General features: G+C 42.0%; 14 protein-coding genes. 6 read left to right on the top strand and 8 right to left on the bottom strand.

Translation table 11 applies throughout. The features are described 5' to 3' along the window. Positions 1 to 25: 25 nt before the first annotated feature. On the bottom strand, positions 26 to 613 hold the full coding sequence (locus TERMP_RS02780; protein ID WP_013466835.1) for an adenosylcobinamide amidohydrolase: 588 nt from the start codon (positions 611 to 613) through the stop codon (positions 26 to 28). Positions 614 to 719: 106 nt separating this feature from the next. Between TERMP_RS02780 and TERMP_RS02775 the strand changes: the two genes are divergently transcribed. Beyond that, positions 720 to 1,013 carry a hypothetical protein gene (locus tag TERMP_RS02775; RefSeq protein WP_013466834.1) on the top strand — a complete coding sequence of 98 codons (294 nt, stop codon included), beginning with the start codon at positions 720 to 722 and terminating at the stop codon, positions 1,011 to 1,013. 73 nt (positions 1,014 to 1,086) lie between these two features. On the opposite strand, the gene cobT is transcribed toward TERMP_RS02775, so the two are convergent. Further along, positions 1,087 to 2,088 carry a nicotinate mononucleotide-dependent phosphoribosyltransferase CobT gene (gene cobT / locus TERMP_RS02770; RefSeq protein ID WP_013466833.1) on the bottom strand — a complete coding sequence of 334 codons (1,002 nt, stop codon included), beginning with the start codon at positions 2,086 to 2,088 and terminating at the stop codon, positions 1,087 to 1,089. A 95-nt stretch (positions 2,089 to 2,183) separates the two neighbouring features. Between cobT and TERMP_RS02765 the strand changes: the two genes are divergently transcribed. The 3 genes from TERMP_RS02765 to TERMP_RS02755 are packed head-to-tail and all read left to right on the top strand — an operon-like array spanning position 2,184 to position 6,255. Further along, on the top strand, positions 2,184 to 4,043 hold the full coding sequence (locus TERMP_RS02765) for an ABC transporter substrate-binding protein (protein ID WP_013466832.1): 1,860 nt from the start codon (positions 2,184 to 2,186) through the stop codon (positions 4,041 to 4,043). Between the two features lie 35 nt (positions 4,044 to 4,078). Further along, entirely contained in the window at positions 4,079 to 4,822 is a 744-nt protein-coding gene (locus TERMP_RS02760; RefSeq protein ID WP_048159732.1) for a radical SAM protein, read from the top strand. After that, entirely contained in the window at positions 4,804 to 6,255 is a 1,452-nt protein-coding gene (locus TERMP_RS02755) for a cobyric acid synthase (protein ID WP_013466830.1), read from the top strand. The genes TERMP_RS02760 and TERMP_RS02755 overlap by 19 nt, the downstream gene beginning before the upstream one ends. Here the strand turns inward: TERMP_RS02755 and TERMP_RS02750 are convergent. From TERMP_RS02750 to TERMP_RS02725, 6 genes are all read right to left on the bottom strand, one after another. Next, positions 6,228 to 6,785: an NTP transferase domain-containing protein gene (locus TERMP_RS02750; RefSeq protein ID WP_013466829.1), complete on the bottom strand. Its 558-nt coding sequence runs from the start codon at positions 6,783 to 6,785 to the stop codon at positions 6,228 to 6,230. The two genes, TERMP_RS02755 and TERMP_RS02750, sit on opposite strands and share 28 nt — an antisense overlap. Continuing rightward, complete coding sequence (gene cobS / locus TERMP_RS02745; RefSeq protein ID WP_013466828.1) at positions 6,782 to 7,477, bottom strand: adenosylcobinamide-GDP ribazoletransferase; 696 nt, start codon at positions 7,475 to 7,477, stop codon at positions 6,782 to 6,784. Before cobS ends, TERMP_RS02750 begins: the two co-directional genes overlap by 4 nt. Before the next feature lie 185 nt (positions 7,478 to 7,662). Further along, positions 7,663 to 8,121, bottom strand: coding sequence for an alpha-ribazole phosphatase CobZ (gene cobZ / locus TERMP_RS02740; protein ID WP_013466827.1), 459 nt, complete (start codon positions 8,119 to 8,121; stop codon positions 7,663 to 7,665). Continuing rightward, complete coding sequence (locus tag TERMP_RS02735; protein ID WP_013466826.1) at positions 8,118 to 8,759, bottom strand: PAB0415 family putative ATP pyrophosphatase; 642 nt, start codon at positions 8,757 to 8,759, stop codon at positions 8,118 to 8,120. Before TERMP_RS02735 ends, cobZ begins: the two co-directional genes overlap by 4 nt. Beyond that, complete coding sequence (locus TERMP_RS02730) at positions 8,756 to 9,004, bottom strand: PF20097 family protein (protein ID WP_013466825.1); 249 nt, start codon at positions 9,002 to 9,004, stop codon at positions 8,756 to 8,758. The genes TERMP_RS02735 and TERMP_RS02730 overlap by 4 nt, the downstream gene beginning before the upstream one ends. 76 nt (positions 9,005 to 9,080) lie before the next feature. Continuing rightward, positions 9,081 to 10,250 carry a radical SAM protein gene (locus tag TERMP_RS02725; protein ID WP_048159731.1) on the bottom strand — a complete coding sequence of 390 codons (1,170 nt, stop codon included), beginning with the start codon at positions 10,248 to 10,250 and terminating at the stop codon, positions 9,081 to 9,083. A gap of 33 nt (positions 10,251 to 10,283) precedes the next feature. On the opposite strand from TERMP_RS02725, the gene TERMP_RS02720 reads away from it, so the two are divergent. Both TERMP_RS02720 and TERMP_RS02715 read left to right on the top strand, forming a co-directional pair. Continuing rightward, the gene (locus TERMP_RS02720; protein ID WP_013466823.1) at positions 10,284 to 11,027 is read left to right on the top strand and encodes a uracil-DNA glycosylase family protein; all 744 of its coding nucleotides are present in this window, start codon (positions 10,284 to 10,286) and stop codon (positions 11,025 to 11,027) included. A 21-nt stretch (positions 11,028 to 11,048) separates the two neighbouring features. Beyond that, positions 11,049 to 12,449 carry an ATP-binding protein gene (locus TERMP_RS02715; protein WP_013466822.1) on the top strand — a complete coding sequence of 467 codons (1,401 nt, stop codon included), beginning with the start codon at positions 11,049 to 11,051 and terminating at the stop codon, positions 12,447 to 12,449. Positions 12,450 to 12,455: the final 6 nt, after the last annotated feature.

Below are 12,455 nucleotides of genomic sequence, written 5' to 3'. Positions count from 1 at the left end.
GTATTTCGCTTGCAATTTTTAAATCCTAGTTTTTGATTTTCTCCCATTTGACCAAGCTTTCCTTTAGGGCTTTTCTTATGGCTTTTCCGATTGAGATACCGAGCTTTGTTGCAGTTCCAGCCCACTCTTCTCTTCCTTCATAAGCAAACACCCCAATCCCATCGCTTGTAGTTCCAGTTGCATTATAGCCAAGCTTCAGCAGGGTGTAAGTTTTTGCTTCCGTTGCAGTCATTATAGCATTTGCCAATGCTCCAACGGTTAACCCTTTATGTATTATGATAGCAATGTTTATCGTTCCGGGCTTCCATGGCGGAGGCTCGTCACCCGCTATGGCAGGATTTGTTATTCCAGCTGTTACATATGCTTCAACTCTTCCGCTTTTTGCATGGGCGAGAACTTTTGGAATGTCCACAGCGGTCATGAAGCCCACAAAGTCCCTTAATCCGTTCTGCTTTTCGAAATTAAGGCAGTCTTCTTTGTAGTTGCCACTGTAGTTCTTGTGAACGTGCATGAAGAAGAACCCGTTGGCCTTGAATAGCCCCCCGTTATGAGGGGCGTTGCTTAAGCTGAGCATTGGCTCCTTGAAAGGATGAATGTAGTGTTTGTTGACCATGGTGTCTAATACTCTTTTTCGTTTAAGAGCTTAATGATGTGAAAGTTTCGGAACACTTTTTAAGTGTCAGAGAGAAAATGGATGAACCCATTGGGGAGGTATAAAGATGGATCCAATAGAAAAGATGCTTGATGAAGCTGCAAAGAATCCCAAGATGAGAAGAAAGCTTAAAGTCAAGGCACTGCTTTCACTTGTGTTGTTTTTTGTGTTCCTCTTAGCGTTGTTCACTGCAATAGGCATGCTGTGGGCCACAAAAAACGGAGCATTCCTCGGAATGACCAAGGCTCAAATCTTTGCTCTCAGAACAAAAGTCGCTCTCATCATGAACATCCTTATCATTGCTCACATCATAGTCAATCGTAAGGTTTTTGTGAAGGAGCTTAAGATTCTTTTTGGGTGATTTTGCTTTTTTTATTTTTGTAGACTGTTGATTATGCTGGATAAAACATAAAACTAAGAGAAAGAGCAACAGATTAACCCTTCCCTCCAATCTCCATAAGCCTCTCATAAAGCTCATCAACCTTCTTTGCAACATCCTCAGCTGTAAACCCTTTCTTAACTGCCAGCCAAACTGCTCCTCCAGCTCCAACGCCTTCCTTCACATATCCTCTCTCATAGTCCTGCAGACCTTTGAACCTGCTCTTTGAGAAGTCAAGCTCAGCGTAGTAGTAGATTATACCAATATCTTTTGCCGTCTTCTTGAACGTTGAACTCTCATCATTTACAACCCACTTCGTCGTAGCAATCATGAATCTGCTCAAATCTTCTCCCTTTGCTTTGAGCAGAGCAGCTATTGCCAGCATCTGAGTTCCACCTGCTAAGACAACGTTACCTTTAAACCCCTGGGAGAGTCCAATAACGGTTGCCATCATTGGATCGCCAAATTCCTCCAATGCTTTTAAAGGCTCATCTGCAAATCCACCTTTTTCAATGCCAGCTCTTTTGAAGCCTTCCATGATTACCTGCTCCTTCAAGCTCTGCGGGTTACTTGGAGCTGCTGAGCTTGTTCTTGCATCATATCCCAAAGCCCAGAGAACAGCTTGAGCCGTTGTCGTTCCTCCAGGGGTTGATTCACCGATTACGATCTCTCTCAGATTAAGTTTGCTCAGCTGCTCTCCAAATAGCTTTGCATTCTCTATTATTTTTTCTACCTCCGGGAGGGCCTTTTCTCTGCGGAAGTCCCTTCCGACTACGTCGCTTATGTGAACATGGGGAACTAATGGAGCTAAATACGTTCCTCCCCTGACAATTACAATTGGAAAATCAACCAGTTCCTTAGCGGCTTTAGTGATTATAGCCGGTGTTGGGTGCCCTTCTGGAGTTACAGGGATAGCATCAATGATTTTAGGCTTTTCATAAAACAGATATTCGGCATCAGCAGGCGGCGTCAATTTGGTTAACTCCGGAGTTGCTCCAGCAACACTTATTCCCGGGATTGTGCTTATCTCAGTGTTCCCCAAAACTACCAGCATCATGATCTTCACCCCTGGCAATTTTATCCAACAAACTTATATACCCTTCGCTCATATTTTTGCTGAAGGTTGGACAAATAATCCAAAAGGTGGGAATCATGAAAAGAAAAGTCGCCCTAATTTTGACAATTTTGATGTTTGGAGTAATAATAGCGGGCTGTATAAATCAACAGACATCTTCAACCCCAAGCACAACCCCAACAAGTACGACTACCCAAGCAACCTCCTCAAAAGAGATGACAGTAGCTCACACAACCTCAACTACAAAAGCTCCAACGGAGACTGAACAGCGAAAGTATCCAATAACCATCACTGATTTTGCAGATAGAAAAGTTACCATTGAAAAAGAGCCTCAGAGAATTGTTTCCTTAGCTCCAAGTATAACCGAAACCTTATACTTCCTCGGGGCTTTGGACAAAGTTGTAGGTGTTACCCAATATGATGATTTTCCCCCGGGAGTGCAGGAAGGTAGAACAATTATTGGTGGATTCAGCAATCCAAACATCGAAATAATTGCATCTCTCAAACCCGATCTAATCATCGCTACATCTATGCACATGAAATATCTCACTCAACTTGAGCAGATTGCTCCGGTTGTAATAATTGATCCTAAGAACATGGATGATATCTACAAAGCAATTGAACTTCTTGGTAAAGTTGTCGACAAGGAAGAACAAGCACAAAAAGTTATTGCAAATATGAAGTCAAAAGTTGAGGAAATCCAAAGTGCAGTTAAGAGCAAGCCAAAAGTCAAGGTCTTTTATGTTGTTTGGAATAATCCCATGATGACCGCTGGAAAGGGAACTTTCATTGATGACTTGATTAAATTAGCCGGTGGAGAAAACATATTCAGTGATGTTGAAGGATGGGCACAGGTAAGTATAGAGCAGGTTTTAGCTAAGGATCCAGAAGTCATAATTCTCACACCTCATTGTGGAATGACGGTTCAGGATGTATATCACAGCGAACTTTCAAAGACAACTGCCGCCAAGGAAGGAAAGGTGGTGGTAATTCAAAACGACAATGTCCTTGTAAGACCCTCTCCAAGAATTGTTATTGGGCTCGAAGAGCTTGCAAAAGTTATTCATCCTGATGTATTTGGAGGAAAGTACCCCCTCACTGTTATTGACTTCATGAACAGAACAGTCACAATTGAAAAAGAGCCCCAAAGAATTGTCTCACTTGCACCAAGCATAACAGAAACCCTGTTCTATATAGGTGCCGGTGATAAGGTTGTTGGTGTTACAAAGTACGATGACTTCCCACCTCAAGTAGCTAATATTACGAAAATTGGTGGCTTTAGCGATCCTAATATTGAGATTATCGCATCACTTAAACCAGACTTGATTATCGGAACTTCAATGCACCTTAAATATCTTGACCAGCTCCAGCAGATTGCACCGGTAATAATCGTTGCACCAAGAAACATTGATGAAATCTATAAACAAATTGAGCTTTTGGGTAAGGTTACCAACAGAGAAGAATATGCACAGAGTGTTGTTAATGAAATGAAGGCAAAAGTTGAGTACATAACTTCAAGGGTCAGGGAGAAACCAAAACCAAAGGTTTTCTTCATAAGCTGGTGGAACCCAATCTACACTCCTGGTAGAGATACGTTCCAAGGCGATCTTATTGAATTAGCTGGTGGAGAGAATGTATTCAATGATTTAACTGGGTGGGCACAAGTTAGCATTGAGCAGGTATTGGCGAGAAATCCAGAAATCATAATACTTTCAGCTCATGCTGGAATTTCGCCAGAACAGCTCTGTGAGACAGAACTCGCAAAGACAGATGCTGTAAAGAACGGTAGGGTCTATGTTATAAGCGACGACAACATAATTTCGCGTCCAGGGCCAAGAATTGTGCTGGGATTGGAGGAGCTGGCAGAATTCATACATCCTGAAGTTTTCAACTATGAACCACAACCGTTAAAGTGTAGTGCCTCGGTCTCTGGTTGATCTTTCTCCCTCTACCATTTCTTTTGGTGGTTGCCATGACGAATGTTTATCACATTGTCAAGTTTCAACGCGGAGATGCATATGTGCTCTTCCATGGTTGTCATTGGCGCTGTTCTTATTGTGTATGGGCGTTTGAAAAATGGAATCTGTGTCTTCCAGATGATTTAAAGAGAAAGCTTGATAAGCTGTGGATCCGAGGGGATATTAAATTTTTGAGCATTGAGGAAGTTGTGAGAATTTTAAAGGAAAATGGTGTTAAGCTGGCTTTTTTCGGAGGCGGAGAACCTACAATTGATAGAGAGCTCAAACCCTTGATAAAACAGTTGAAAAAAGAAGGGATTAGTGTATGGCTTATCACTAACGGTGAGCTTTTGGATAAGGAACTTGTTGAGTTGGTGAAGGGGGTAACATTCAGCATAAAAGCCTTTGATGATGAGCTTCACAAGAGGATAACTGGTGTTTCTAACTATAAGGTTCTTGAGAACTTTAAACGCTTTGCAAAAAGCGGAAAAATAGTTGCCGAAACTGTTTATGTTAAAGGTATAGTAGAGTGTGATGAAATATTAAAAATAGCCAAATTCATAGCATCACTAAATCCAAAAATCAGGTTCAGAATTGATCCCCTTGTCCAGAACCCCATATATGAAGAGGTTGATGAATGCATAAGAAAAGTGAGAAGAATCCTGCCAAACACGTATAGAATAAGGGGAACAGGAAAAGGTGAGCCTCCCAATTTGCTTTATCCTGAGGTGAGTAAAATATGGGAAAAGCACTCATGATCCAAGGAACATCATCAGGAGCTGGAAAATCTCTCCTAACCTTAGCTTTATGTAGAATTTTCACGGACATGGGCTACGATGTAGTTCCGTTTAAAAGCCAAAACATGAGCCTAAATTCGGCTCCAAGCATAGAAGGGGGAGAGATCAGCAGGGCACAGTATTTACAAGCTTTGGCGTGCAGAAAGAAGCCCTCAATAAATTTTAACCCCATTTTACTTAAACCAGAGGGGAATATGAGGAGTCAAATAGTTTTTATGGGGAAGCCAATAGGAAGTGTCTCCGCTCGTGAATATATGCTCTCAAAGAAAGAGGAACTTTTCAAAAAAGCCATGCAGGTTTTAGATGAGCTTTTGGAAAAGCACGACATCGTGGTAATTGAAGGGGCTGGGAGTCCAGTCGAGATCAATCTCAAAGATTATGATATAGCTAACATGCGTGTTGCAAAACATGCAAATGCCAAAGTTATTCTCGTTACGGACATAGATCGAGGCGGTAGTTTTGCTTCAATAGTCGGCACAATGGAGTTATTAAGCAAAGAGGAGCGGGAACTCGTAATCGGCTTTGTCTTCAACAAATTTAGGGGAGATGTCTCTCTGCTAAAACCTGGTTTCGATTATCTTGAGAAAAGATACGGTAAGAAGGTTTTAGGAGTGATACCCTATATGGAGCATAAACTCCCAGAAGAGGATTCTCTTGTTGAATTTCCAAAAGTCAAGGGTGATTTGCACATTCAAATCATTAAGCTCCCACATATAAGCAACTTCACAGATTTTGAACCCCTCCACTGGGCAAACGGAGTTGATTATGTAACAAAAGCAGAGGAAATCGAAGGGGATTTAATCATAATTCCCGGAAGCAAGAACACGGTTGAAGACCTGCTCTGGATGAGGGAGAACGGCATTGAAGATGCCATACTTGAGGCACATAAAGATGGAGCATTCGTTGTAGGAATCTGTGGTGGCTTTCAGATGCTTGGAGAAAAAATTATTGATAACATAGAATCGAAACGTGGTAAGGTTAGGGGTATTGGTCTGCTGAAAGCTAAAACGGTGTTTGCTGAGACCAAGAGAACAAACCATTTAAAGGCTGAAATTATGTGGGAGCCTATGAGAGGTTTAAATGTTGATGGTTATGAGATTAGGATGGGGCGCTCTGTAGCAAAAAAGCCATTCTCAATAATACGAAAAATAAACGGAGTTAAGGCTTTTGAGCCCGAAGGAGCTGTTGGGAAAGGGGTTTTTGGCACTTATCTCCACGGAATTTTTCACAACTTTGAATTTACAGAGCAGTTTTTGAACATGCTTCGCTTAAAAAAGGATCTTGAACCAATAACAGTACAGAAGTGGAGTATTGAAGAGGAAATCGAGAGGTTTGCAAAGATTGTTGAGAGGAATCTCGACATTAGTTATATTTTGGACAGCTTGGGGCTGTAAATCAGCTTTGCAATTTTTTCTGCAAGCTCCAGCTCTTCCAGAGTGTTCACATTCAATGCCAGCAATGGATTGCTGAGCTTGAAAAATTCTTCTCCTTCTCCAGCTACGGCGTTTAATCCAACAATTGCACATCCTCTATAGACTACAGGGTTGAGATCGTTTGGAACAAGGCTTAGAGGAAGGACTCCCGTTAGGCTTGTCTTTCCATCAAAGGCTTTCCTGATGAGCCAGAAATCACTTGCTTTCACAAAAGGAACGTCTGCAGAGATGCTTATAAATGGACCAAATTCCTTTAAAAGCTCCTGAATATCGTGAACATAGCCCTTTCCAGAAGTTTCAATAAAAGGAATTCCCTCCCGAAGGCAGAGCTCTCTCGTTTTGGGAGTATTTTTGCTCAATGCAACTAAAACTTCATCAACTTTTTCTGCCTGCTCATAAATCCAGAGGAGCATCGGTTTATTAGCTATCCTGAGGACGGGCTTTTCCTTTCCCATTCTGGTAGATTTTCCGCCTGCTAAGATGATTATCATAGGTACCACCAAATGAAAGCCAAGATCAAAAGCGTTCCACCCCTCGTTATCTCAGCCACTGCTCCAATGCAGTCACCATTTAAACCGCCAAAGTTGTCTAAGCTGAGCTTTATGATGTAAGCCCCAATTAGAAATCCAAGAACACTAATAACAGTTCTCCACTCGTAGAGAAAGAAAGGCACCAGTAAGAGAGTGTAGATCATGGTCGCTAAAAGCAGTTGCTTTCTGCTCACAGCTTCCATAAAGTAAGCCCCTAATCCCTCTCCTAAAGGCTTCTTCGTGCTTAAAGCCAGAACCATCGCATACTTCGAGTTCAGCTCTGCCAGAAAAAGGGCATAGAACGGAGTATAACTCAGAGAATAAACCTGAACAAAGAGAATCATTACAACAGCAAAAATTCCTGCTATTCCCGTGTTCAAGTCTTTCATGGCTTTAATCTTCCTTTCCCTGTCTCCTTTGGCCATAATCCCATCGGCAAAATCCGCTAATCCATCAAGGTGGAGCAAGCCTACGGTGAAATATAGGAGCAGAACTGCCAAAATATTTTTCAGAGGAACGTTAAAATAAAGGATAATTGTGGATAAAGCTGACGTGATAACTGCTAAAAGGGGAAACGCCCAAATCCCCTGCCTCGCTTTTTCAAAGTCACCTTTAAGAGGAATCCTTGTCATAAAGGATATGAGGTTTTTCATTGAACCACCCGGCTAATTAATCCAATGTTGAAAAGCCTTAAAAATTCTTTCTCCAATTATTTGTGCAATGAAAAAAGAACACTACCGAATATTGCTCATCGTTGTTTTGGCTCTTGCCTTCATATACACGCTCGGCTTAGCTGGGGTTCTGCCTTTTGCGGTCAGCTATTACATTACAATCCTCTTCATATTTCTGTTTCTCTTCCTTCGCTGGGAGTCTCGGCTGAATCGAAATGCATAGTCTCGAAGAGCTTGGTCATGCAGCCAGCTATGAATCCCCCAACTGCATCGTCCAAAAACGGTGGTAGCTCTTTTAAGATTCCCGGCTTTTTGGTGTCATAGTAGAAGAAGTTAAAAAGAGCTATCTTTCCGCCGATGTACTCTGCAAGGTCAATGCCAATCAGCTCATCTGCAACCAAATTAACTGGATCTCCTTTGACTTTAAAGTTCTTCTCAAGGAGCAATGCAGCCATAAGAAGGGCTTGAACATTGACATCCTTGAGATAGTGGAGCATCAGGGGCTTGAGCTTCTTCCTAATCTTTTCAGCATCTCCTCCAATGTAAAGCTCCAAAGCTGTGTCGAGCATCTTTTCGAGAGTTATACCTTTTGATTCAAGTCTTCGGAGAATTTCTCCAGCTTTCATGCTCTCACCAGCCTAAACCTCAGCCACCAGTATCTTTCACCCTCCTCAACTTCCTCTGGTTTTAGCTCAAAGCTCTTCTCAAATAGCGGACATTTCAAAACCACAGTGTGGAACTCTGCAAACTCTCCTACGGGATCAACATTGGGATTTTCCTTTAAAAACTTCTCTAAGTCTCCAATTGAGCGAAAAGTATAGCCAAGCCACTCCTTTGAGAGCTTTTCCTTATTCACGGCAATTATTGAGTACTCGAAGCCGGCGTTTATTATTTCCTTCGCAAGCTCAAGCGTGTCTCTACCCCATAGCGGTTCTAAAGCTCTTGTCCCGCTCTTTTCAGCGAGCCACTCAACCCACTTTAAATGATCTTCAAGTAGGACATCCCCAGCGATTATGTAATCAACATCAAGGGATGCTATGAACTCAGCGAGGCCTTCACTTCCTTTGGTCATATCAAAGATCAAGAGCTTCTTATTCATTGCGTCTGCAAGCTTTTTCAGCTCGCTTAAGTTTTCGTAGTGAGGTGATATGCCGATTGTAGTTTTCAGTGCCAAAAGATAGGGAATTTCAATTCCTTGTCTTTCGGCTAAGTGCGTTGCATAAAGCCCATCTTTGCCTCCTGAAAAGAATGCCACACCCCTCAAATTAAGCCCTCCAATTTAGCCTGCTCATACTCTTCACGAATCTTTTGGAGCTCTGCCTCGTCCACATAGGGAATTATTGCTCCGCAATCAATGCAAAGCCATGGATAGGCCTTAACAGTGCCGGTAAAAGCTGCTTTTAAACCATGTTTCCATGGAGCTCTCCAGAAATACTGAGCGTGTCCCTCAAATTTGCTCTTCCCTTTTATCATAGTTCCTCCACAGAAGGGGCATTTTTTCGTTTCCATAAGGATCACCTAAAAATTACAGCAGCTTTGGATGTTTTATCCTTTGCTGTCCTCGATTGTGGAATTATAGAGTTGTTTAATTAATCAATTCATTAATTACATAATGTCCCTCTCTATATTTTAAGACAGGAACAAGCTTCTCGACCAATTCGGGCTTCCTTAAAATGCTTTTAAGCCTCTTTTCATGAGCTTTAAAGCTTTTTGAAAGCCAGGAAGGATACAACTTCAACCGTTCACCGCACAAAAGTCCTTCTCTCTCACATCTCTCCCATAAGTCCTCAGCTCTTGCTTTCCCTTTCTCATAAGCTTTCAGATATAAATCCCACAGCGTCGGCTTCCTTGTCCACTCAACTCCCAAAAATCCCATCCCACAGCAGTCCATCGTTTTAGGCTCGTGAAGATTGAAGATGCCCTCTTTGCACGTTGCAAATGCTAAACCTCTTCTTTTGGATTCCTTTGCAAATAATTCTGCAGTTTTAAGTCTGTACTCGAGGGGAACTTGAATGAGAGGTGCTTCCTCGCTTGGCGTCCTCGGCAGATACGATTCCCATTCTCTGCTGTAAACTTCGCTATGCTTAGAAAAGAATCTTTTATAGAACTCAAAATTTTCTCTTTCAACTCTGAGAAACTCAATTATGACCATTTTAGCACCAGCCCAAGCGATTTCATCTAAAAGGTTTTCTACATCTCTATCGCTCAATCCAGGAATTAATGGCTGAATCCTCACTACACTCGGAATTCCGACTTCACTTGCTTTTTTCACCAGCTTTAATCTCTCCTCAATTGGACTCGCCAAAGGTTCAAGGATTCTAACTTCCTTAGAATCTTTCTCTGCTGTTATGCTGACTTGAAGAACCAGCAAGCCTTCAGATGCCAGGTCTTCAAGGACTTTGAGATGCTTTTCTGATGGGTAGAGCTTTGTATTCACAATCACCGGTACTTTGAGCTTGTATGCCAGCTTAAGCGCTTTGAGTGTTATCTTAGCTGGAGGCTGGAATGGATCGCTTAAAGCTGAGAATCTAACCGGAGTTACTGGAATGTTCTCTTCCACGAGCTTCCCTAAGGCTTTGATTAATCTAAAAACATCAAAAATGGGCTTAGGAATTCCATCCTTGCGATACCATCTCGCGTAACAATAAACACAGCCGAGTGAGCAGGTTGTGAAGACCTCTCCCCTAATTATGCTGTGGCATAGACCGCTCACGTGGCTGCTCGTGCCGATTGTAAAGTAGTCCAGCTTGACCATCACTGATATAAATGCAAGTTTTGATTTATATTCATGCTGCTGGAGTTTGAACGCCTGAAAAAGATCGGCGGCATTTACATAAACCCGAGGAACTATAAAACCATGCCGCTATTTTTGAGAGACTGGAGAGATTTGCTGTCGTTAGATGAGAAAACTTACGGAATCTATGCTAAGACTGTCTACAATCCAAAAGAGCGATTTTTGGTTAAAAACGAGAAAGATAAGCAAAAAGCATTCAAACTTGCAGAGCTGTACAATGAATTGCTTAAAAATCCCACCAAATTCTGTCACAAGGAATACTACGAATACCAGCTTAAAGTTAAGAGGTTTGAAGGTTTGCCCTTTGCCAATGGCTGGGTTGGCTCAAAGGTTGTTTTGGTCGGGGAGGCTCCAGGAAGGAAAGGCTGTGGATACACGGGAATATGCTTTTACAGAGATGCTTCCGGAATGTTGCTCAGGAAAGCTCTCTTTTCTCTCGGAATTAACCCCGATTTTGTGTATATCACAAATGTTGTAAAATGCAATCCCCCAGAGAATAAGCTCAAGGGAGTTGATAAGCGGGAGCTTTCTCTTCTCAAGAAAGAGCTTGAGATTCTTAGACCTAAAGCCATTTTTGCCCTTGGAAGAACGGCAGAAAAAGCGTTGAAAAGAGTTGGCTTTGATGCTGTCTATTTGAGACATCCAGCTTGGTACGTGCGCAGAGGCTTGAGAGAACCAAATGATGAAATGCTTGAGGAGTATGATGTTGTAAGGAAAAGCTTAAATATTACTAAATGAGTAATATACTTGGTGAGTAATATGTTCTACAACAGGAAGGCTGAGCTTGAGAAGCTTGAAAAAATTTATGCTCACCCGGGTTCAACTTTCGTCGTCATTTATGGGCGTAGAAGAGTAGGGAAAACAGCACTCGTTAGGGAGTTCCTTAAGAATAAGCTTGGGCTTTACTTTTTTGTTGGGGAGAAAGACGAAGCAATGCTGATTGAAGAATATTTGAAGGAGATAGAAAACGTTCTTGGTGAGCATTTTCCAAGCTACTTTACACCAAGATTTTCATCCCTTGAAGAACTCTTTGAATTTTTGCTTGACTTTTCCAAGGAGCAAAAGCTTATTGTTGTCTTTGATGAGTTCCAGAACTTCCGCTCAGTTAAACCCTCTTTCTTCTCTTCTCTTCAAAAGCTGTGGGACATGAAAAATGAAGCAAATCTTATACTCATTGCGGTGGGGTCATATGTTGGCATGATGAAGCGCATTTTCATGGATAACAAGGAACCGCTTTTTGGCAGGGTCGATGAATGGATAAAGCTGAGACCGTTTGACTTCTGGACTGCCTATGATTTTGTGAATACATTTGCTAATGTGCCCCCTAATCATTTTGTTGAGCTTTACTCCGCCCTTGGCGGCATGCCTCGGTATCTTCTTTACTTGAAGAGATACTACACAGGAAACGTGGCTGAAACTCTTAACAACCTCTTTTTTGATGAGTTTGCCCCTCTTCGTGAGGAAGGCTTGAACACACTCAAGCTTGAGTTTGGCAGGTTTTACCGCTCATACTTCTCGATACTGGAGGCTGTTAGCCTTGGATATGCTACGCCAAAGGAAATAAGCGACAAGACCGGGCTTAAGCTTCTTACCGTTGGCAAGTATCTCAGCGAGCTAACGAACCATTACGAATACTTAAGGAGAGAAGTACCCGTCACCGAAGACCCACGAAAGACAAGGAAAGTGTCTTACAGAGTAGCTGATGAGTTCTTCAACTTCTGGTTCCGATTTGTTTATCACAACTATACATACCTTGAGGAAGGTAACCTTGATCTGGTGCTTGATGATTTGGAAAGGAACTTTCCAGCCTTTGTTGGAAAAACCTATGAGAGGATAGCCTTTGAATTCGTTAAGCGGATAAACCTGGGATTTAAACCTCTGAGGGTTGGTAGCTGGTGGCATAAGGGGGAGGAAATAGATGTTGTTGCGTATAACAGAGAAAATATCGCATTGTTTGAAGTTAAGTGGAGTGATTTAAGAAAAATCGATGTCTCAAGAATTCTCAGGAATCTCAAAAGAAAGTCCAAACTTTTGCCACTTACCGGAAGCCTTCGGTTAGGAGTTATCGCCAGAACCATTGAAGATAAGGAGCATTTTTTGGAAAATGGTTTTCTGGTATTTGATCTTGAGGATTTGATGATGAAAAAGAAAGAGTGCTGAGGAATT

The organism is Thermococcus barophilus MP (assembly GCF_000151105.2).
GTDB classification, from domain to species: domain Archaea; phylum Methanobacteriota_B; class Thermococci; order Thermococcales; family Thermococcaceae; genus Thermococcus_B; species Thermococcus_B barophilus.
The sequence above is the reverse complement of the archived record's forward strand: the minus strand, read 5'-3'. Positions and strand labels throughout refer to the sequence as shown.

Coding starts and splice junctions, on each gene's coding strand:
- TERMP_RS02780 (WP_013466835.1), bottom strand. CDS start 613: ATGGTCAACAAACACTACATTCATCCTTTCAAGGAGCCAATGCTCAGC.
- TERMP_RS02775 (WP_013466834.1), top strand. CDS start 720: ATGGATCCAATAGAAAAGATGCTTGATGAAGCTGCAAAGAATCCCAAG.
- cobT (WP_013466833.1), bottom strand. CDS start 2,088: ATGATGCTGGTAGTTTTGGGGAACACTGAGATAAGCACAATCCCGGGA.
- TERMP_RS02765 (WP_013466832.1), top strand. CDS start 2,184: ATGAAAAGAAAAGTCGCCCTAATTTTGACAATTTTGATGTTTGGAGTA.
- TERMP_RS02760 (WP_048159732.1), top strand. CDS start 4,079: ATGACGAATGTTTATCACATTGTCAAGTTTCAACGCGGAGATGCATAT.
- TERMP_RS02755 (WP_013466830.1), top strand. CDS start 4,804: ATGGGAAAAGCACTCATGATCCAAGGAACATCATCAGGAGCTGGAAAA.
- TERMP_RS02750 (WP_013466829.1), bottom strand. CDS start 6,785: ATGATAATCATCTTAGCAGGCGGAAAATCTACCAGAATGGGAAAGGAA.
- cobS (WP_013466828.1), bottom strand. CDS start 7,477: ATGAAAAACCTCATATCCTTTATGACAAGGATTCCTCTTAAAGGTGAC.
- cobZ (WP_013466827.1), bottom strand. CDS start 8,121: ATGAAAGCTGGAGAAATTCTCCGAAGACTTGAATCAAAAGGTATAACT.
- TERMP_RS02730 (WP_013466825.1), bottom strand. CDS start 9,004: ATGGAAACGAAAAAATGCCCCTTCTGTGGAGGAACTATGATAAAAGGG.
- TERMP_RS02725 (WP_048159731.1), bottom strand. CDS start 10,250: ATGGTCAAGCTGGACTACTTTACAATCGGCACGAGCAGCCACGTGAGC.
- TERMP_RS02720 (WP_013466823.1), top strand. CDS start 10,284: ATGCTGCTGGAGTTTGAACGCCTGAAAAAGATCGGCGGCATTTACATA.
- TERMP_RS02715 (WP_013466822.1), top strand. CDS start 11,049: ATGTTCTACAACAGGAAGGCTGAGCTTGAGAAGCTTGAAAAAATTTAT.